Below are 19,492 nucleotides of genomic sequence, written 5' to 3' on the forward strand. Positions count from 1 at the left end.
TTTCTAAGTCATAGCCTTTTCTTATTTACTTTTTCGTTTGGATGGTGTTTGGATGGCGATTTTTACTTCAAAAATAGTACCATTAGGTTTGTTATCTTTGACACTGATGGTCCCTTTAAGAGCATCGACAATCTGTTTGGCTAAGGATAAGCCTAACCCAAAGCCACCTTTTTGGCGAGTACGAGCCTTGTCAACTCGATAAAAGCGATCAAAAATTTTCTTTTTATCTACTGCAGAAATACCGATTCCATCATCAGCCACTGACAAATAGAGATTACGCTCTGTCGCAGCGATGACAAAATGAATAACTCCTTCTTCTTCGGTATACTTGACAGCATTGTCAAACAAGATAGTCATCAGTTGCTTAAGAAGAAGCTTGTCTGTTATGATGGTCCGATGAATACGATTTTCAAAATGAAAAACGCGGTTATTTTCAGATGCAATCATCTCATAATTGGTAAAGGTTGTGTTAAAGAAGTCTGGCTGTACTTCTCCTAGTTCAGGATTGATACCATCATCACGGCGGGCTAGATTAAGAAGATTGGTTGTTAAAAAGCGCATGTTCCGAACTTCTTCTAAACTAGAAGCAATACTCTCGCTTGATTCCAAAATGGTAGCCTCAGGCTTTCGAAAAAGAGTTTCCAAGCGGTTTTGAAGAACAGCAAGTGGAGTACGTAGCTCATGACTGGCATTTTCGACAAAACTCTGCTGCTTCTGCATACTTTCAAGCAAGGGTTTGACACTAACGCGAGCAAGATAAAGACTAGCTATGAGTGATAAAATCCAGAAGCTGGCCATGACTACTACGATTAACTGCTCATGATTTTGACTGATTTGTTCCAGCTGACTGGTATTAATCAAAACAGCTGCATACTTAATATTTGTCGAGACAGATTCAATATTCATCTCAGTCAGAATCACTCGATAAATCTCATCCTGCCCATAGCTATTCTGGACATGAAGCTGTCTAATGTGATTTAAATCCTTTTTATTAAATGTAACCCTATCAAGACCTAAAAAGCGATTTCCAGCTACTAGTTGATTTAAACTAGAGTCCAATAAAATTACTTCCGTATTAGAACTGACTGTAGGTTTGCTATTTGAAGGTGGCCCTACCGATTCACTATTCAAATCTTTTACATCTTCTGTTGCACGGTTGACAGCCAACTGGATAACATCCTGAGGATTAGCACTGAGTGACAATAGCTTCTCATCAACTGAGGTATAAAGACTCGAGTGCATAACCTGCAAGATAATCAAGGTCATAGCGGAGAAGATCAGAGTAAATACTCCAAAGTTACGAATAAAGTAACTAAAATCCTCCTCATACCAATTCTTTTTAATTTTTTTAAACATGTTTTAAAATATACCCAACACTACGCAAGGTTTGGAGGTTTTCAGAAAAGACTGAGCCCTTTAATTTCTTACGAACTTTTGATACATAGACTTCTACCACGGAGATGGTTGTGTCACTGTCAAATCCCCACAAACGGTCAAAAATTTGTGTTTTTGGCAAGATTACATTTTGGTTTTGGAGGAAATAAACCAAAAGATCAAATTCTTTACCTAATAGTTCAACAACAGTATCATTAACTCTAACCTCATTGGTAGATAGATTAACTGTCAAATCACCATAAGAAAGGGTATTTTCGTTGAACTTACCAGAACGTTTGAGCAGCGCCTGAATACGCATCTTGAGTTCTTCTAGATAGAATGGTTTGGTTAGATAATCATCTGCCCCAAGCTCAAAGCCGTGCCCTTTGTCATCGAGACTTTCCTTTGCTGTCATGATAAGAACTGGTGTCGAAACGCCTTTTTCACGTAATTCTTTTAAGACTTGGAAACCATTTTTTTCAGGCAACATCAAATCAAGTAGAATCAAATCATAAACGCCACTTTCAGCTTCATAGAGACCTTCTTCTCCATCAAAAACCTGCATGACATCCGCAAAATCATCCAGAAAGTCAAAGACTGAATTTGACAGGCCTAGGTCATCTTCCACTAATAGAATCTTGATCATCAAAAATTCCTCCTTATTACACCTATTATAGCAAAAATATCTTAAAAAAAACTCAACTTCCCTTGTTTTTTCAAGAGAAAGTTGAGTTTTTATAGCTTTTATAACCTTTGAATTTTAAGCATTTCCATATTGAGCAACAACTGCTTCAACTGCTGCTTTTTCACGCTTGATCAATTCAACGCGTGCTGCGATTTCCTTGATTCCCATACCAATGTTACGGCTAAGAGCTAGGTCAGAAAGTTGTGGCTCAAAGAAGGCCTTGTATGCTGTCAAGCGTTGCTCTGTCTTGAATACATGGGCAGGAAGGATAACAAAGCTATCAAAGCTCATATCTCCTCCAAGGGCCGCCTTAATCCAAGCCCAGTTTTCACGCGCCCAAGACCACGCTGTTTCCTGGGTTGCTTGATGACCTAAGAACTGGAAGTACCAAGCTGATAAGTCTTGTGGTTTTACCACAAATTTGTCCTTCCAAGAAGCAATCAAGGTTTGGATATTATCCGCATCTGTACTGTATGCAAGAGCAGCTGCCAATTGGCGTTTAAAGGCGGCATCTGTGGCATGAGCATAAAGATCGAGATAAGTTGCGACCAATTCCTTAGTCTCATGGTGTTTCATTTCATTGATGAGAACTTGTGAACGAATAGCTGCTGGAAGTCCTGAAAGATTATCCTTATGGGCTTCGAAAATTTGGCTAGCAACTTGACTGGCTTCCTCGTCATTTGAACGAATCATCATGGAAATTGTCAATTGACGAACCAATTCATCTTCATCAGATTCACCCTCTTTAGCTTCAAAGCCAAGACGGTCATAGTTGTAACGAGCCAGTTTAGCAATAAGGGCTTTAAAGGCTTTTTCTGCCTCTGTTCCTTCATCGATAAAGCGATCAAGCGCTCCGATAACTTGTGAAACTGCTGAAACAACGAGATAAGATTCTTCTTTAGCCAATTGATCCACTACTGGAAGCAAGTCTGCGTACGAAATGTGCCCTGCTTCAGCAAGCAAACGACGTTCTTGGACGATTTGAAGTTTACTTGTGTTATCAAGTTCTACTAGGTCTGCAAGCACAGCATCAAGTAATTGACCTTGATAGTCTGTAATATAGTGGGCTGTATTTTCAGTGTTGAAACGAAGTGCTCCTTCATTTTCAGCAAGAAGTGCTGCATAGCCAGGGATTTCGATACTTTCAGTTTCGAGAGTATCTGGTACTCCTTTCCAGTTGCTGTTAAGTGGCACTACCCAAAGTCGGTTCTTGTCTTCATGCTCACCGATGAAGAATTGTTTTTGTGAGATCTTCAAAACATCATTTTCAACTGTGGCAGTAAGGACTGGATAACCAGGTTGCTCCAACCAAGAATCCATGAAGGCTGCTACATCACGACCAGATGCTTGTCCGAGAGCATTCCAAAGGTCACGACCAATGGTATTTCCGTATTGGTGTTTTTCAAAGTAAGCATGCAAACCTTTGGCAAAATCAGCATCCCCTAACCAACGACGAAGCATGTGCATGAGGCGACTTCCTTTGGCATAGACGATAGCTCCATCAAAGAGCGTATTGATTTCATCTGGGTGTTTGACTTCAACGTGAACAGATTGAACGCCATCCGTCGCATCGCGTTCAAGAGCCAGAGGTACTCCACCTGTTTGGAAATCTTCAAAGATATTCCAACTTGGCTCGATGGCATCCACACAGACGTATTCCATCATGTTCGCGAAGCTTTCATTGAGCCAGAGGTCATCCCACCACTTCATAGTTACAAGGTTACCAAACCATTGGTGAGCAAGCTCGTGGGCAATGACAAGGGCTACTTGTTGACGGCTGGCAAAGGTAGAGTTCTCATCTACAACCAAGTAGACTTCACGGTAAGTTACCAGACCCCAGTTTTCCATAGCACCAGCTGAGAAGTCAGGAAGGGCGATATGAAGAGATTGAGGGATTGGATACTTAACTCCGTAGTAGTCTTCGTAAAATTCGATAGAACGAACAGCGATGTCTAATGAGAAATCAAGGTTTGAAAGTGTATGGGCCTTGGTTGAGTATACACCTACCAAGGTACCATTTTTAGTTTTAGCAGTTACCCCTTGCAAATCACCAGCAACGAAAGCTAGCAAGTAAGAAGACATACGCGGAGTTGTCTCAAACTTCCAGATACCAGTCTCTTTACGGTTTTCAACGTCAATTTCTGGCATGTTAGACAAGGCCAACTCACCTTCTGCTTGGTCAAATCGAAGAGCTAGGTCAAAGGTTGCTTTGGCTTCTGGCTCATCCACACATGGGAAGGCTTCGCGGGCAAAATGGCTCTCGAACTGCGTAGACAAGACTTCCTTCTTGACACCATCAACTGTATAGTATGATGGGTAGATTCCTGTCATGTTGTCTGTGATTTTACCTGAAAATGCTAGAACCAATTCAACTGAACCAGCTTCTTCAAGTTCGATATGAAGAGCTTCGTTTTCATTATCAACTGTAAATGGACGAGCTTTTCCTGCTACTTCAACAGAAGCAATCTCCAAGCCTTTTTGGTGAAGGGAAATGCGGTCACTTTTAGCTTGACCAGTAATAGTTACTTTTCCTGAAAACGTCTTAGTCTCACGACTCAAGTCTAAAAATAAATCATAATGTTCAGGAACAAATTTTTCAATATAATGTTCAACTGCTTGCATCATTTTCTCCTATTCTAAATTTCTGAGCATATGCTCTAGTTCAAACATACCTATTTTATCATATTTTAAGTCAGAAAAAAGCTTTGGACGGTGATTTCCAAAACTTTCTTCTTACTAGTAGTCTACAGAGGGTAGACCTTGCGAAATTCTTCCAAAACAACCTTGCTGTCAGGTGTAAAAGTCAGTCCTGCTTCTCCTAAGCAGTCTTTGAAAAAGTCTTCATGAACCTGGCGCCAATAGGCTAAAGATTTGTCTCCCTCACCTTCCTTGTAGGCATGGTCGGCTGAAACCTGATGGAAAGGCTGAACGGAAACCTTTGTAATTTCGACAATGCAGACAGCCCGATCTTGGCCATCTAAAATGATATCAAAAGTTCCTTCTCGCGGAAGGGGTTCGTCCTCTAGTGCGTAAAGGTCGTAAGCTGACGCGGTTGCCGTCTTTTCACCTTTTAAAACCAAGTCTGCCAAGAAATCAGCTTCCACTCCAAAAGCCCAAGCATCTATCTCATCTCCGATCGAGGGGTTGATTTTCTTATAGGCATTCCACATTTCTTGAGGTGTCATAGGTTGCTCCTTTGTATTATTTTACTTTCTTCTTTTACACGTTTGAGATGATCTGGATGGTCAATCTCTAAATTAAAAATCTCCGGAATAGAACTGTAGTGGATCATGCATTTGATATCCATTTGATTCATTTTTTGTATGAAAGAAGGATTCAGATAGCCTGCTACAGCGAAATCTATCTTTTTCATCCTTGCTTTATCCTGCATCTGTCTCAGCATTTCTAACATAATGGGACTTTCCATATCATGCCATTGACTGTTTCTTACAGTCGCAAAAATAAATGAAGTCAAATCGTTCATTCCCACTACAATCTTTGAAATACCCGTTTCCAGTATCCTGTCTAAGTCAAAATACGCTGACGGTAATTCAATCATCGTGGCAACTTTTCCAGTAAAACAATGCTGGCGCAATACTCTAATAGCTTGTTTTAACTGTTCAGCATCATTGACAAAAGGAAAAATAACAGACAGATTGGGATTGGTTTGATAAACTTCTGTAACGACATGTGCCTCAGCCTGAAATTCATCTGAACACGCCAATAAACGCCTAGTCCCTCTATATCCAAATAAGGGGTGGCGTTCGTCAAAATACTCTTTAGTCCCGTCTAGACTATTTGCTTCTGCATTTGTTAACTCTGAAAAGCGATACCAGACTTCTTCATCTGAGTATAAATGGCAAATAGTGTCTAGATAATCTTTTACAAATTGCTGACAACTTGGTAACAGGATGTTTTGACTGATTTCCCTCACCAAATATTCGCCACGAATCATACCAACATGATGAAATAGTTGTTGGTAAACTTTTTCAACAATTCTTTCGCCACTAAGAGCTAGTTGATTTTGCATGTTTTACCTTCCAATTCATGTAAGAGGTCTTGTCCAATTCTGGAAATCCTTGTAACTCTGCCTTAGCCTTTAATACTAAGGGTGAGGCATTTTCTTCGGTCATCTGCTCAAGAGGAAGCCAAATGGCATTTGCTGAATCGTTACTTCCATCAAGAACTTCATGAGGAAGGGATTTTTGAGAGCCTTCTAAATCAAGTACTATATCATAAAAGACCATGATATGATGTACTGCGAAGTCTTGCCCCTCTTCTTGAACCAGCACGTCATAAACCCTAGGATTTGAGTAACTGTTAAGTGTATATCCTGTCTCTTCCAGAACTTCTCTCTTGAGGGTTTCTGTCAAACCCTCACCGATTTCCTGACTACCACCAGGTAAATCAAAACGATGCTGATAAGGCCCTCTCGTTTTCTCAATGCAAAGCAATTTCCCGTCTTGAAGACAGACTCCGTATACACCAAAGTGATTTTTGATTTCCATTTTCTGCTCTTTCTTAAACTCCAAGATTGCTAGCTCACCTTATCCCTTAAAAGGAAAGAGGCTATAGATTTCATGATCCTTGATATACTTCTTTAGTATTTCCATATTCTCTTCGATTTTTGTCCGAATATCTGTCTCTTCACAAGTTGACTCATCAATAAAAAGGTGAATCTTCAATAAATCTGTCAAGTATAGCAAACGGCGTTCCATTTCCGATTCAGGACTTGAAGCTTGCTCGATTTTTGCAAGCTTTTGCTCCAAGCTATCACCATTCAAAAATCTCTGATGAACTCTCCTTCTTATTTTTTGAGTTGATTCCTCCCCTTGTTCTAATGGAGATAAAAGGAGTTTTTTATAGACGAGTACCTGATTTTCTTTTTCTCTTTCCAGATAGGCCAATAAAACTAGAGAGCTATCAACAAAGGTCCAAGTGTTATAATTCCCTTCAAATGGAATTTGTATGATACGATCTAATAATTCCTTAGCCATTTCCTCTTGACCATCCAGATAAAGTAAATAGGCCAGATGATTCAGTGATTCGAGATAACTAACTTGGGTCTTCTTATTCTTTTTTAAAATTTTATCTAAATAGAGATGTAGGTCTGGATGATTTTCCACTAGCTCAATTACTTCTGGTAACTTCATCTGAAATCCTTTCTATTATCTTCCCAATAATTTAAAACAATTTTAGTCAATTAATCCAACTCTGCTCGACTGAACAAGTCTTTCATAGTGTTGATATCATCACAAAGCTCTTTAAATCCTAAAGCGAATTTAGCCAAGGCGTCTACCTTGGAAGAATAGGCACAAAACATACTTCCTTCAGGATCAAAGTCGATAGCATCGCTTAATTCCGGCATTTTTTTCTCCAAAAATACCAAAGCTAGGGATGCCCAATCGTAGCCATTTCCTTCAAATCCCTCCTCTTCTCGAGTGTCAAACACTTCCTGTCTGTATTCTCCATCAGGGTAATAAATAAGCGACCCTCGAACATTTTTAGGATCCTCATCATATACAAGCAGGCTAAAAGGGGCAATTTTTTCATTTATGCTTTCGTAATCTATCATTTCTTAACTCCTTTTTTTATTATCAATGGAACTGCAACATTCTAGCTTTGTAACTAGGGTTCAAAGGGCATAAAACTATCATGCTGATGGTAATATTTCAAAGCCTCGACCAAGTTTTGGGGACTTGCATCTGGCTTTTCCTCAAGTGCAACCGAGAGAACATCAAGCAACTGTTCTCCATAGTAGACTAGCTGGAGATCTTGCTTCGCTACATCCATCGGATAGACATCACAGTCTTCCACGACATCCGGATAATCTGACACCCAATAGAGCCTATCTAGTGCCAGTTCTCCATCCTCCTTGCCATAGAGGCAAAAATCATCTGAATAATACTCGTTCACGCGCACCTTCTCAATAATCTGCTCTAGTGAAAGTTCTTGGTGTTTCCGCATCTCTTCTCCTTTTTAGTCTCACTCTTCAACAAAAGAATTCAAAAAATCCTCAAAAGATGGCCATTGACCATAGAGCTCAGCTTTTTCTTCTAAAACATAGAAGTAAACCTTGCCATAATCTTCTGCCCTTAAAGAAAGAGCATAGTTGCCCGATCCAGGATCATAGGCAAAATGGAGAAGGTCTGTAGCCTTAAATCCAGCAGGCACAGCCTCATCATCAAACCATTTCATAGACTTCCTCATCTCTTCAAGTGAATTAAAGGAATTGAAAGGAAATAAATGACGGTCATCGTGAACACCCCTTACTTGGGGCTGACCACCGTTGTGCTGGAGATAAAAGCCCAACATAGTTTTTGGCAATTTCTTCCCAAGAATCTCCTCAAATTGTAAAAGGTCATCTTTTGAAATCGGTGAATCTTCATCTAGCACTCTAAACATGATTACTCCCTTCAGTTTTCTACAATTCTTCTTCCAATACCTTATCAATAAAGTCATTGACGTTTTTAGCAACTTTTTGCATTTCTAAGGAACCTATAGCTCCCAAGTCATTTTCATAAATGCAATCATCAGAATTTTTCTTGATAAAGTAAGCCAAATCTCCTTCCTGTCCAATCATAAAGTAATCTGGCTCTACTTCCTCAATCTGATAAGTCTCATTACGCTCTTGAAGATCCTCCTTAGCATACAAACAGATGCCTGAATCTCCAATTTCATAGGGGTCAATCTCTTTCCAGTCCGTTAAAAACTGATAGTAGAGATTGGGCAAGACAAATCCAAACTCATCTCTTTTCATAGCTTACCTCCACATATTCACTGAGTATCAACTATATTACTTCAAAGACCAACCACCATCAATAGTCAGGATTTGTCCCTGCATGGCACTCGCTTTTCCACTTGCTAAAAAGAGACTAACTTCAGCAACTTCACCTGGCTCAATCCAGCGTTTAATAGGTGTTTCACTTGCTACCCAGTCTGCCAGACCACCTGGTTCAAAGTCTGCTGCGGTCATACCAGTTTTGACTGCACCAGGAGCAATCCCAAAGACCTGGATACCTGCTTCTGCATAGTCCAAAGCTAATTGCTTGGTAAATCCAGCCAAGGCGTGTTTAGAAGAGGTATAGGCGTGACCACCACCGCCTGCTAGATTTGAAGCGATGGAGCACATATTGATGATAATCCCTCGCTTATTTTCCAACATGTTCATCAAATAATGTCGCGTCAACTCTACTGGTGTCACATAGTTGATTTCAAAAATTTCTTGGATTTCTTGGGCTGTTTGTTCCAGTAAAGGTTTGTAGTCATCCAAAACTCCAGCTGTATTGCAGAGAACATCCACCTGAGGACACCAGTCAAAAATTGGTTCCAAGTCAAGCGTTAAATCACGTTGTAAAAAGTGAAAGTCACCCTGTAAATCAGGATTTTCACCCTGATCCACTCCAAAAACCTGACAACCTTTTTTTAAAAAGAGTCGAGCTTGAGCCAGACCAATCCCTGAGCTCACACCTGTAATCAGTACACGTTTAGTCATGGACTTCCACCCAATCCGTCGCTAAGACATCACAAGGAGTTGGGCTCCACATAGAAAAACCTTCCCCTTCACCAGATACGTTGATGAGGAAATAGGGTGTCACTTCAAGGGCGACGCCATTTTGTTCAATGGTATCAAAGAGCTGGACATAGTTCTCAGCTCCACCCCAGCCAGTTCGTACATATTTCTTTTTTGCCTTTAGTCCAGGTAAAATCTCTTCAAATGTCATGTTTTTCTCCTTTGTTATCTATGAATCTTAATTTAATTATAACAAAAAACCGTTTTCCAACGGCTTTTTGACTGTTAGTTATTTATCTTTCTATGGACTATCATTTGTTTCAACTCTGTAAAAATAAGATTCAGCTTTATAATTCCCAGCTGATTGAGTAATAATTAAGCGAGGTCTTGAACTATCAGATTGATCACCCATAGGATTTTTAAATCCAATTTTAAACAATCCGATAGCAGCACTTGTGTGACCACTCTGTAAACTGACATATGGAACACTACTTATTTTAGATGAATCTTTAATTACTTTAATACTATTTCCATCCCCGGTACTTCCATCAGAATTAATTATCAATTCATTTCCACGACCATTCCTCCATATTCCAACAAGTGTTGAAATATCACCATTTTCAATCGCTTCAATATCTAAATCCACTTCTGAAAGTGAAGTATATTGGTAGTTTTCCCACCAACTCACTCTATAAGGTCTAAGATAACTTTTCCCATAAAGAATTCTGTTCTCTTGAGTTTTATCATTATCTGGTCCAGTTTCATTTGCAGGGATAAATGTTAACACCAATTCTTGCCCAATAATGGCATTTCTATTATTCCCTACAAAGTAAACTTCATAATAACCATTGGTTTTCTTCGGTATTTTACTTTTATCTAATGTGAATTGAGCATGAGTAGAACCACTCCAAAAGATCCAATTTCCCTCTTGATAGGATATTTTTGGAAAGACAGAAGTATTATCCTTAAAATAATCTTCAGGTTTATACCCATACAAAGTGAATTTAGATTCCGCTATTGCTTTTTCCAAATAATCATTAGAATAAGTACCTTCAAAAGCACTTAAATCTCCTTGAAGAATATTATCCTTACTATTTTTAAAATAATCACTACTACTAGCAAATACCATTTCATGATTCTTATTTCCATCAGATAAGGTGATTACCCTCAAAATTTTAGACGAATCATCTACATTATTAACTGAAATAGATATTTTAAAATCCTTATTTCCGTCTGACTTATTAAATTCTGTAACAGAAGACCTATTGTTGCCATCTTCCTTCCAATCCGTAGAAAAATCTCCAAATACATTGCCTTCGTCTGTATTATATGAAATTCTCCATTTTTGATCATTCTTAGCAACAGTAGCTTTCTCACCTGTAGAAGACACATAATCTCCCGATAAATTTAAAAAGTCTGAACTTATTATTTTATCAGTATTTGATTGTATTTTCTGGTTATCACTCTCTCTATGATTCTTATATAAAAGAAATAAAACTAAACTCATTAAGAGAGAAATAACCCCAAAACATATGAGTGTTTTCTTCATACTAATCTCCAGTAGATATAAATTATTTCCCTCATTTTACTATATTGCTTAAAAACTATCAAGGTAAATTATAAATAATGAAAAAACCGTTTTTCAACGGCTTTTTGACTGTGATTTCTTAAAATGCATTTTTTCCTATGGCAAATCATTCCCTGCTGCGAGGTAAATCTCATACCATTCTTTTCGAGTCAGGTTGACATGACTTGCTTGGCTTGCTTCTATCAAATGTTTAGGGTTAGTTGTTCCTACTACTGCCTGCATCTTAGCTGGATAGCGTAATACCCAAGCGATAGCAATAGCTGAAGGGCTCACACCGTATTTTAAGGCTAATCGATTTAGAACTTGGTTTAGTTGTTGAAACTTCTCATTGCCGACAAAATTCCCTTTGAAATATCCGAACTGTAAGACTGACCAGGCCTGAATAACCATGTCGTTTAATTTGCAGTATTCAAAGACGCTACCATCACGCAAAGCTGCCTTTTCTCCTTCCATATTGACATGGAAACCTGATTCAAATCCCGGCGTGAAAGCTGCGCTTAGTTGTAATTGATTGATAGATAAAGGTTGTTTGACCTCTTTCTTCAGTAATTCCATCATCATAGGATTTTGATTGGACACACCGAAGTCTCGAACTTTACCTGATTTGTGTAGAATTTCAAAGGCTTGAGCCACTTGATCAGCTTCCATCAAAGCATCTGGACGATGGAGAAGCAAGCTATCTAGATAATCAACCTGCAATCTTTTTAGAATCCCGTCTACTGATTCTAAAATATAATCTTTTGAAAAATCAAAATAGGTAAATTCTTCTATGCGAATGCCACACTTGGACTGGATCCACATCTTTTCTCGCAGGTCAGGACGAGTGTTTAACACTTGACCCAGTAATTCTTCGCAACGACCTCCACCATAGATATCTGCCAAGTCAAAGGCATTGATTCCTAGAGATAAGGCTGTTTCAACCAACTCCTCAACCTCTTTAACCGATTTGTCACTGATTCGCATCATTCCTAGGACAATTTCGGACAATTCTCTTTTCTCTTGACCAAATGGAATATATTTCATGGCAATTTCCTCCGTTTTTCTTCATTATAAAGCAGAATGACACTTTTATCAACTGCTATCTCACAAAAGAAAAGAACCAGCTCAAACTGGTTCTTTAATCTTATCCAATCATACTTCCGTTTGGTACAGCTGGATCAACTGTTAGAAGGGTTAATTTGCCATCATGTTCAGCTGAGAGAATCATCCCTTGGCTGACATATTTTTTCATCATTTTACGTGGTTTGAGGTTGGCAACGATTTGGACTTTCTTGCCGACCAATTCTTGTTCGTTTGGATAGTATTTCGCAATACCAGAAAGGATTTGACGATCTTCACCATCTCCAGCATCAAGGCGGAATTGAAGCAACTTATCAGAACCTTCTACTTTAGACACTTCTTTTACTTCAGCAACACGAATTTCAACCTTGTCAAAGTCTTCAAACTTGATTTCTTCCTTGTTGAGTTTGAGTTCGACTTCATCTGGGTTCCACTCTTTTTCAACTACTGGCTTGTTGCCTTCCATTTGTTCCTTGATATAGGCGATTTCTTCTTCCATATCCAGACGTGGGAAGATTGGTGTTCCTTTAGCAACTACTGTTACACCTGCAGGGAAATCAGTCAAGCTCAAGTTTTCAAGGCTAGAAACTTCTGCTAGTCCAAGTTGAGTCAAGACTGCACGACTGGTTTCCATCATAAATGGCTCAATCAAGTGAGCTACGACACGAAGGCTAGCTGCCAAGTGGCTCATCACACTTGCCAATTGGTCACGATGCGCTTCGTCCTTAGCCAGTACCCATGGAGCTGTCTCGTCGATGTATTTATTAGTACGTGAGATGAGAGTCCAGACTGCTTCAAGTGCACGTGGATAGTCAACTGCTTCCATGTAGGTATTGTAGTCAGCGATTGATTGTTCTGCCACTTGAGCAAGTTCATTGTCAAAGTCTGTTACACCTTCTACATAGGCAGGGATTTGACCATCAAAGTACTTGTTAATCATTGAAACCGTACGGTTGAGGAGGTTTCCAAGGTCGTTTGCCAATTCATAGTTGATACGACCTACATAGTCCTCTGGAGTGAAGGTTCCGTCTGAACCAACTGGAAGGCTACGCATGAGGTAGTAACGAAGTGGATCGAGACCATAGCGCTCTACCAACATTTCAGGGTAAACGACATTTCCTTTAGACTTGGACATCTTGCCATCTTTCATGACAAACCAACCGTGGGCAATCAGACGATCTGGCAATTTGATATCCAACATCATAAGAAGGATTGGCCAGTAGATGGAGTGGAAACGAAGGATGTCTTTCCCAACCATGTGGAAGACTGTTCCGTTCCAGAACTTGTCAAAGTTGCCATGTTCATCTTGACCGTAACCAAGAGCTGTCGCATAGTTAAGAAGGGCATCGATCCAAACGTAGACAACGTGTTTCGGATTTGATGGGACTGGTACACCCCAGGTAAAGGTTGTACGAGATACTGCTAAGTCTTCCAAGCCTGGCTCAATGAAGTTACGCAACATTTCATTAAGGCGACCATCTGGAGTGATGAAGTCAGGATGTGATTTGAAAAATTCGACCAAGCGGTCTTGGTATTTGCTGAGGCGAAGGAAATAAGACTCTTCTGAAACCCATTCAACCTCGTGACCTGATGGAGCGATACCCCCCGTCACATTTCCAGCTTCATCACGGAAAACTTCCGCAAGTTGGCTTTCTGTAAAGAATTCCTCATCGGATACTGAGTACCAGCCAGAGTATTCACCTAGGTAGATGTCATCTTGAGCAAGCAAGCGTTCAAAAACTTGTGCTACTACTTTTTCATGGTAATCATCTGTGGTACGGATAAATTTATCATATGAGATATCGAGTAATTGCCAGAGTTCTTTAACTCCAACTGCCATACCGTCAACATAGGCTTGAGGTGTGATGCCAGCTTCTTCCGCTTTTTGCTGAATCTTTTGGCCATGCTCATCAAGACCTGTCAGATAAAAGACATCGTAGCCCATCAGGCGTTTGTAACGAGCTAGGACATCACATGCGATAGTTGTGTAGGCAGAACCGATATGAAGTTTACCAGATGGATAGTAAATCGGAGTTGTAATATAAAAATTCTTTTCAGACATAATTTTTCCTTTCCAGGCAAATGAAACCTGTTTTTCTAACACTTCATTATATCATATTTTGATGATTTTCGATAAGGAAATCCATACAAAAACAAGACAGACTAATGTCCATCTTGTTTTTCATCTTGATTATCTTATTCATAGCGAAGAGCTTCAATCGGATCAAGTTTAGAAGCCTTATTGGCTGGTAGAACACCGAATATCATACCGATGCCAGCCGAGACAGCTAAACTAAAGAGAGCGATTGGGATGGATACGCCAACTTCGATTCCTGCAATCATGTTTTGAAGAAGGACACCTGCAAGCATAGTCACCCCTGCAGCCAGCACAAGACCAATGAACCCTCCTAACATGGTCAAAATCATGGATTCAATCAAGAACTGAACTAGGATATTACCCCGAGTTGCTCCTAGTGCTTTTCGTAGACCAATCTCACGGGTACGCTCTGTCACCGAAACAAGCATAATGTTCATAACACCGGTACCACCAACAAAGAGGGAAATACCAGCAATAGCACTAATGACAGTTGTTACAAAGCCGAACATCTGTTGCACTTCTTGGAAGGCGGCAGATGCATCCCCTACCTGATACTCCCCTTGTTGGAGACCTGCAATCTCTGTCATCCTTCTAGCCAATTCTGGTCCTAAAGTCTGAGTTAAGGTCGTATCGTTAACACGAAAAACAATATCAGAAATTTCGTCTGTGTTAAAATTGGCTGCCAGAGAAATATTGGTCGTGATTGGTAGTCCTCCAATCCCAAAGGTTTTTGCAGCCTTAGCTTCCTTACTTGCATAAACACCAATAACACGGTAACTGATTTCATTTACTTCAACAATCTGATTGAGAGCTTCTTGTGCTGAACCAAAAAGGCTATTGGCAAGTTCTTCATCTAAAATGATCACGTTTGCAAAATCCTTATAATCTTGTGCTCTAAGACTTCGACCTGCAATGATTTCATTTTCGACTGCATCCATATAAGTGATATTTCCACCTGTCAAGCTGGCACGTTCAACCTTCTTATCCTTATAAGTCAAGGTCACATTGGCTGAGTTAGTCACATAGTAACTATCCACTCCCTTGAGTTTAGCAGCTTCCTTAACCCAGGCTTCTTGTGGTTTAGGTAGTTCAACAAAAACATCTTCCTCTTTCCCAGACAGGGTTAGAGCAGATTGCTTCTGGGTAAAGGAACCGTCCTTACTCTTGGTAGGCGAGAAAAAGACATGGATATCTTTCTGGGACTTGGTCATGTTTTTATTGACTTGGCGCGACAGGGAGTCTCCCAAGGCCATGATGACGACAACGGATGATACGCCGATAATGATACCAATCATGGTTAAGAAAGAACGCATCTTGTGGGCCATAATGGATGAAAAGGCAAATCTCAGATTCTGCATCTTAGTTTTCCTCCTTTTCTACTTGGACACTATCAGACGAAATAACACCATCACGAATGACAATCTGACGCTTAGCGTAAGCAGCGATTTCAGGCTCATGCGTAACCATAATGATGGTTTTTCCTTCTTTGTTTAATTCAACCAAGAGCTGCATAATCTGGTTTCCTGTTTTAGTATCAAGGGCTCCAGTAGGCTCATCTGCCAAGATGATTGAAGGATTGTTGACCAATGCACGCGCTATAGCAACCCTTTGCTTCTGACCACCTGACAGCTCCGAAGGTAAGTGATGGCTCCGCTCTGTCAACTCAACCTTTTCCAGATACTCTTCTGCTAATTTGCGACGCTTTGAAGCACCAACTCCTGCATAAATCAGAGGAAGTTCCACATTTTGGAGGGCATTCATTTTAGACAAGAGAAAGAATTGTTGAAAGACGAAGCCGATTTCCTGATTTCGAACCTTGGCTAATTGTTTTTCACCCAGACCAGCTACTTCTTTGCCATCTAGAAAATACTGACCACTTGTAGGAGTATCCAACATCCCAATGGTGTTCATGAGGGTTGACTTACCTGAACCGGATGGTCCCATGATAGCTACAAATTCTCCCTCTTGAACTTCTAGGTTAATGTTTTTAAGGACTTGAAGTTCTTGATCACCATTTCGATAGCTACGGCAGATATTTTTGAGGCTAATTAGTTGCTTCATCAGTCTTCACCTCTTTTCCTTCTTGCAAGGAAGCTGTCGGATTACTGATGACTTTTGCTCCATCTGTCAGACCAGATGTGATTTCTTGATTTTCTGCATCTGCATTGCCCAATCCAACTTCAACTTTTTTGGCCTTTTGATTTTCATCAAGAATCCAAACATAGTTTTTGTCTTCTTCCATAACTACACTCGAAATTGGAACGATCAAGGCCTTGCTCTTATTCTTGACTTCAACACTAACAGTAAATCCTTGCTTCAAATCGCCAATTTCACTAGTTACATCGACCGTATATGGGTACTTAGATCCTGAGTTTGAACCAGCTAAGCTACTACTTGCTTCGCTACTGTTCTTTGGATAATTTGAAATATAGCTAATCTTACCATTCCAAGTTTTATCCGGATAAACCTTTGAAGTAAAGGTAACTTCTTGGCCTACAGAAAGATTGGCAAGATTGTACTCAGAAAGCTCTCCCTTGACCTGCAAGTTGTCGTTACTAACGATATGTACCAATACTTGGCTATTTCCTGTTGGAGATTTTGAAACATTGCGATTGACTTCGACAACTGTACCTTCTACAGTACTCAAAACTGTAGCGGCATCCAACTGTGCCTGGGCTTTTTCAAGTTGTGCCGCTGCATCTGCACGAACATCACGCGCATCACTGATTTGTGAATCGATAGAAGCTGTAGCTGATGTAGAAGATTGTGCTTGGGTTTGGTCCGTAGCGCCTTCAATCCCTGCTTGAGGAAGCACAGGTGTTGAAGCAGCAGTATTTCGAGCCTCATTCAATTCATTGATATGACGGTCAGCTTTAGCAACTGCACGACTAGCAGCATCATAGGCTGCTTGAGCATCTGCACTACTATACTTGACTAAGGCCTGGCCTTCGCTTACCTTGTCACCAACTGAAACAAGAACCTCATCCAAATCTCCCTTGCTACCATCAAAATAAACATATTGTTCTTTTTGAGCAGTTACACTACCCGATAGAAGAACAGATGAAGCAACCGTTCCCTCTTTAGCTACGGCTATTTTAGCAGGTTCGTCAATTGCTGCACTTTGGTTTGGTTGTCTAAACAAGAGAATAGCTCCTGCACCAATTACAAGGGCTGTGGCAACTCCAATAGCGGTATATAAAGGCCATTTCTTGGCGATTTTCTTTCTTTTCATAAGAACTCCTTCTTTACAAATATATATTAAGATTATAGCACAAGTCCAAAAAAATGGACAATTTATTTCTAACAATCCAAATTTATTTGTAAGATCCTTTTATTGTTGTATTAGTTATATAATACACTTTCTTTTTTATTTTTGCAAGCATTTTCTTAAAAATTTTAAGCGTAGCAGATTTTTGCATTGACTCCCAAAAAAAGATAGAATATGACTAGAAAACAAGTAAAGGAGCTTTCTATGAGAGAATATGATATTATCGCTATCGGTGGAGGTAGCGGGGGCATTGCTACCATGAATCGTGCTGGTGAACATGGAGCCAAAGCTGCAGTTATTGAAGAAAACAAACTAGGAGGAACCTGCATTAATATGGGTTGTGTGCCCAAAAAAATCATGTGGTACGGTGCTCAAATCGCAGAGAGTATCCACAAATATGGACCTGACTATGGTTTTACAAGTACTGGGAATCAATTTGATTACGCAACGCTTCGTAAGAATCGTGAAGCCTATATTGACCGTGCTCGTTCTTCTTATGGTGGAAGCTTTAAGCGTAACGGAGTTGATTTGATTGAAGGACGTGCCGAGTTTGTTGATGCTCATACAGTCAGTGTCAATGGTGAGTTGATCCGTGCTAAGCACATCGTGATTGCAACTGGGGCCCATCCTCATATCCCTGCCATTCCTGGTGCTGAACTAGGTGGTAGTTCTGATGATGTCTTTGCCTGGGAAGAATTGCCTGAATCTGTAGCCATTTTAGGTGCTGGTTACATTGCTGTCGAATTAGCTGGCGTGCTCCATACCCTTGGTGTACAGACTGATTTATTCGTCCGTCGTGAGCGTCCACTTCGTGGATTTGATAGCTATATTGTTGAGAGCTTGGTTCAAGAAATGGAAAATACTGGATTAAACCTCCACACCCATAAGGTTCCAGCAAAACTTGAAAAAACCGAAGAAGGTATTAGGATTCATTTTGAAGATGGTAGCAGCCACACTGCCAGTCAGGTTATCTGGGCAACTGGTCGCCGTCCAAACGTTGAAGGACTTCAACTTGAAAAAGCTGGTGTTACCCTCAATGAACGTGGCTTTATCCAGGTTGATGAATATCAAAACACTATCGTTGATGGAATCTACGCTCTTGGAGATGTCACAGGTGAGAAAGAACTTACTCCTGTCGCAATCAAGGCTGGTCGTACCCTATCCGAAAGACTTTTCAACGGTAAAACCAATGCTAAAATGGACTACACTACTATTCCAACTGTTGTCTTCTCTCACCCAGCAATCGGAACTGTCGGTCTAACTGAGGAAGAAGCTATCAAAGAGTATGGACAAGAAAACATTAAAGTTTATACTTCAAAATTTGCTTCTATGTATTCAGCAGTAACTAGCCACCGTCAAGAAGCCCGTTTCAAGCTCGTTACAGCTGGTGCAGACGAAAAGGTAGTTGGCCTTCATGGTATCGGCTACGGCGTCGACGAAATGATTCAAGGTTTTGCAGTTGCTATCAAGATGGGAGCTACAAAAGCTGATTTTGATGCTACAGTTGCTATCCATCCAACAGGCTCTGAAGAATTTGTGACCATGCGTTAATAATTTTAAATGAGACTATCACGGTCACTCAGATTGAAGAAAAAATCTATTTTGGATAATTTTCTTCAATCTTTTTCTTTTACTAGAGCAAATTATAAAACACTTAAAAATAGCATCCCATCAATATTCCTAAGAATTTTCACTATATGCTAGCCAAGCTCCGTAAGGGTACTTTTTAAATTACCGATATAGTTTTTTTAGTTCTGATAGACTATCTCAGTCTCTTTTTATTTTGCATAAACGACATAAGATATCTTGATGATTGTATAAGGTATATAAGGTCTGAGGGAAACTCGGATATTTTAAAAGGAATAATACAGTGGAGAACCTTGAAACTATCACATTATACACCATTT

20 protein-coding genes are annotated in these 19,492 nt (G+C 39.9%); 1 reads left to right on the forward strand and 19 read right to left on the reverse strand.

What is annotated here, in order from left to right:
- Positions 1 to 21 precede the first annotated feature (21 nt).
- The 19 genes from QM874_RS02325 to QM874_RS02415 all read right to left on the reverse strand — a co-directional run bounded on the left by QM874_RS02325 (position 22) and on the right by QM874_RS02415 (position 17,549).
- Positions 22 to 1,356 carry a sensor histidine kinase gene (locus QM874_RS02325; protein ID WP_414316053.1) on the reverse strand — a complete coding sequence of 445 codons (1,335 nt, stop codon included), beginning with the start codon at positions 1,354 to 1,356 and terminating at the stop codon, positions 22 to 24.
- Positions 1,349 to 2,020: a response regulator transcription factor gene (locus QM874_RS02330; protein WP_414316054.1), complete on the reverse strand. Its 672-nt coding sequence runs from the start codon at positions 2,018 to 2,020 to the stop codon at positions 1,349 to 1,351. The genes QM874_RS02325 and QM874_RS02330 overlap by 8 nt, the downstream gene beginning before the upstream one ends.
- Positions 2,021 to 2,134: 114 nt before the next feature.
- Complete coding sequence (locus tag QM874_RS02335) at positions 2,135 to 4,681, reverse strand: M1 family metallopeptidase (RefSeq protein WP_414316055.1); 2,547 nt, start codon at positions 4,679 to 4,681, stop codon at positions 2,135 to 2,137.
- Between the two features lie 122 nt (positions 4,682 to 4,803).
- A complete protein-coding gene (locus QM874_RS02340; protein ID WP_414316056.1) occupies positions 4,804 to 5,244 on the reverse strand; it encodes an ASCH domain-containing protein in 441 nt (146 codons plus the stop codon).
- Positions 5,241 to 6,089, reverse strand: a complete 849-nt coding sequence (locus QM874_RS02345; RefSeq protein ID WP_414316057.1) for a putative PEP-binding protein — start codon at positions 6,087 to 6,089, stop codon at positions 5,241 to 5,243. The genes QM874_RS02340 and QM874_RS02345 overlap by 4 nt, the downstream gene beginning before the upstream one ends.
- Positions 6,067 to 6,567 carry an NUDIX hydrolase gene (locus QM874_RS02350; protein ID WP_414316058.1) on the reverse strand — a complete coding sequence of 167 codons (501 nt, stop codon included), beginning with the start codon at positions 6,565 to 6,567 and terminating at the stop codon, positions 6,067 to 6,069. Before QM874_RS02350 ends, QM874_RS02345 begins: the two co-directional genes overlap by 23 nt.
- A gap of 39 nt (positions 6,568 to 6,606) precedes the next feature.
- Entirely contained in the window at positions 6,607 to 7,212 is a 606-nt protein-coding gene (locus tag QM874_RS02355; protein ID WP_414316059.1) for a DUF6707 family protein, read from the reverse strand.
- 50 nt (positions 7,213 to 7,262) lie between these two features.
- Positions 7,263 to 7,634, reverse strand: coding sequence for an Imm51 family immunity protein (locus QM874_RS02360; protein WP_414316060.1), 372 nt, complete (start codon positions 7,632 to 7,634; stop codon positions 7,263 to 7,265).
- Positions 7,635 to 7,687: 53 nt separating this feature from the next.
- Positions 7,688 to 8,026, reverse strand: coding sequence for a hypothetical protein (locus QM874_RS02365; RefSeq protein WP_414316061.1), 339 nt, complete (start codon positions 8,024 to 8,026; stop codon positions 7,688 to 7,690).
- 18 nt (positions 8,027 to 8,044) lie between these two features.
- Positions 8,045 to 8,464 carry an SMI1/KNR4 family protein gene (locus tag QM874_RS02370; RefSeq protein ID WP_414316062.1) on the reverse strand — a complete coding sequence of 140 codons (420 nt, stop codon included), beginning with the start codon at positions 8,462 to 8,464 and terminating at the stop codon, positions 8,045 to 8,047.
- A gap of 19 nt (positions 8,465 to 8,483) precedes the next feature.
- On the reverse strand, positions 8,484 to 8,819 hold the full coding sequence (locus QM874_RS02375) for a hypothetical protein (RefSeq protein ID WP_414316063.1): 336 nt from the start codon (positions 8,817 to 8,819) through the stop codon (positions 8,484 to 8,486).
- 36 nt (positions 8,820 to 8,855) lie between these two features.
- Complete coding sequence (locus QM874_RS02380) at positions 8,856 to 9,554, reverse strand: 3-oxoacyl-ACP reductase (RefSeq protein ID WP_414316064.1); 699 nt, start codon at positions 9,552 to 9,554, stop codon at positions 8,856 to 8,858.
- Positions 9,547 to 9,783, reverse strand: coding sequence for a DUF2829 domain-containing protein (locus tag QM874_RS02385; RefSeq protein ID WP_000141913.1), 237 nt, complete (start codon positions 9,781 to 9,783; stop codon positions 9,547 to 9,549). Before QM874_RS02385 ends, QM874_RS02380 begins: the two co-directional genes overlap by 8 nt.
- Before the next feature lie 90 nt (positions 9,784 to 9,873).
- Positions 9,874 to 11,121, reverse strand: a complete 1,248-nt coding sequence (locus tag QM874_RS02390) for a DUF6287 domain-containing protein (protein ID WP_414316065.1) — start codon at positions 11,119 to 11,121, stop codon at positions 9,874 to 9,876.
- A 135-nt stretch (positions 11,122 to 11,256) separates the two neighbouring features.
- On the reverse strand, positions 11,257 to 12,183 hold the full coding sequence (locus tag QM874_RS02395; RefSeq protein ID WP_414316066.1) for an aldo/keto reductase: 927 nt from the start codon (positions 12,181 to 12,183) through the stop codon (positions 11,257 to 11,259).
- 100 nt (positions 12,184 to 12,283) lie between these two features.
- Positions 12,284 to 14,281 carry a methionine--tRNA ligase gene (metG, locus tag QM874_RS02400; protein WP_414316067.1) on the reverse strand — a complete coding sequence of 666 codons (1,998 nt, stop codon included), beginning with the start codon at positions 14,279 to 14,281 and terminating at the stop codon, positions 12,284 to 12,286.
- Positions 14,282 to 14,415: 134 nt separating this feature from the next.
- Positions 14,416 to 15,675: an ABC transporter permease gene (locus QM874_RS02405; protein WP_414316068.1), complete on the reverse strand. Its 1,260-nt coding sequence runs from the start codon at positions 15,673 to 15,675 to the stop codon at positions 14,416 to 14,418.
- A gap of 1 nt (position 15,676) precedes the next feature.
- Positions 15,677 to 16,378 carry an ABC transporter ATP-binding protein gene (locus QM874_RS02410; protein ID WP_371607976.1) on the reverse strand — a complete coding sequence of 234 codons (702 nt, stop codon included), beginning with the start codon at positions 16,376 to 16,378 and terminating at the stop codon, positions 15,677 to 15,679.
- Positions 16,362 to 17,549 (reverse strand): efflux RND transporter periplasmic adaptor subunit, encoded by a 1,188-nt coding sequence (locus QM874_RS02415; protein ID WP_414316069.1) that lies wholly within the window; start codon positions 17,547 to 17,549, stop codon positions 16,362 to 16,364. Before QM874_RS02415 ends, QM874_RS02410 begins: the two co-directional genes overlap by 17 nt.
- Positions 17,550 to 17,789: 240 nt before the next feature.
- On the opposite strand from QM874_RS02415, the gene gor reads away from it, so the two are divergent.
- Positions 17,790 to 19,136: a glutathione-disulfide reductase gene (gene gor / locus QM874_RS02420; RefSeq protein ID WP_414316070.1), complete on the forward strand. Its 1,347-nt coding sequence runs from the start codon at positions 17,790 to 17,792 to the stop codon at positions 19,134 to 19,136.
- Positions 19,137 to 19,492 lie beyond the last annotated feature (356 nt).

The sequence above is a fragment of the Streptococcus infantis genome (genome assembly GCF_047463615.1).
Taxonomy (GTDB): Bacteria; Bacillota; Bacilli; order Lactobacillales; family Streptococcaceae; genus Streptococcus; species Streptococcus infantis_X.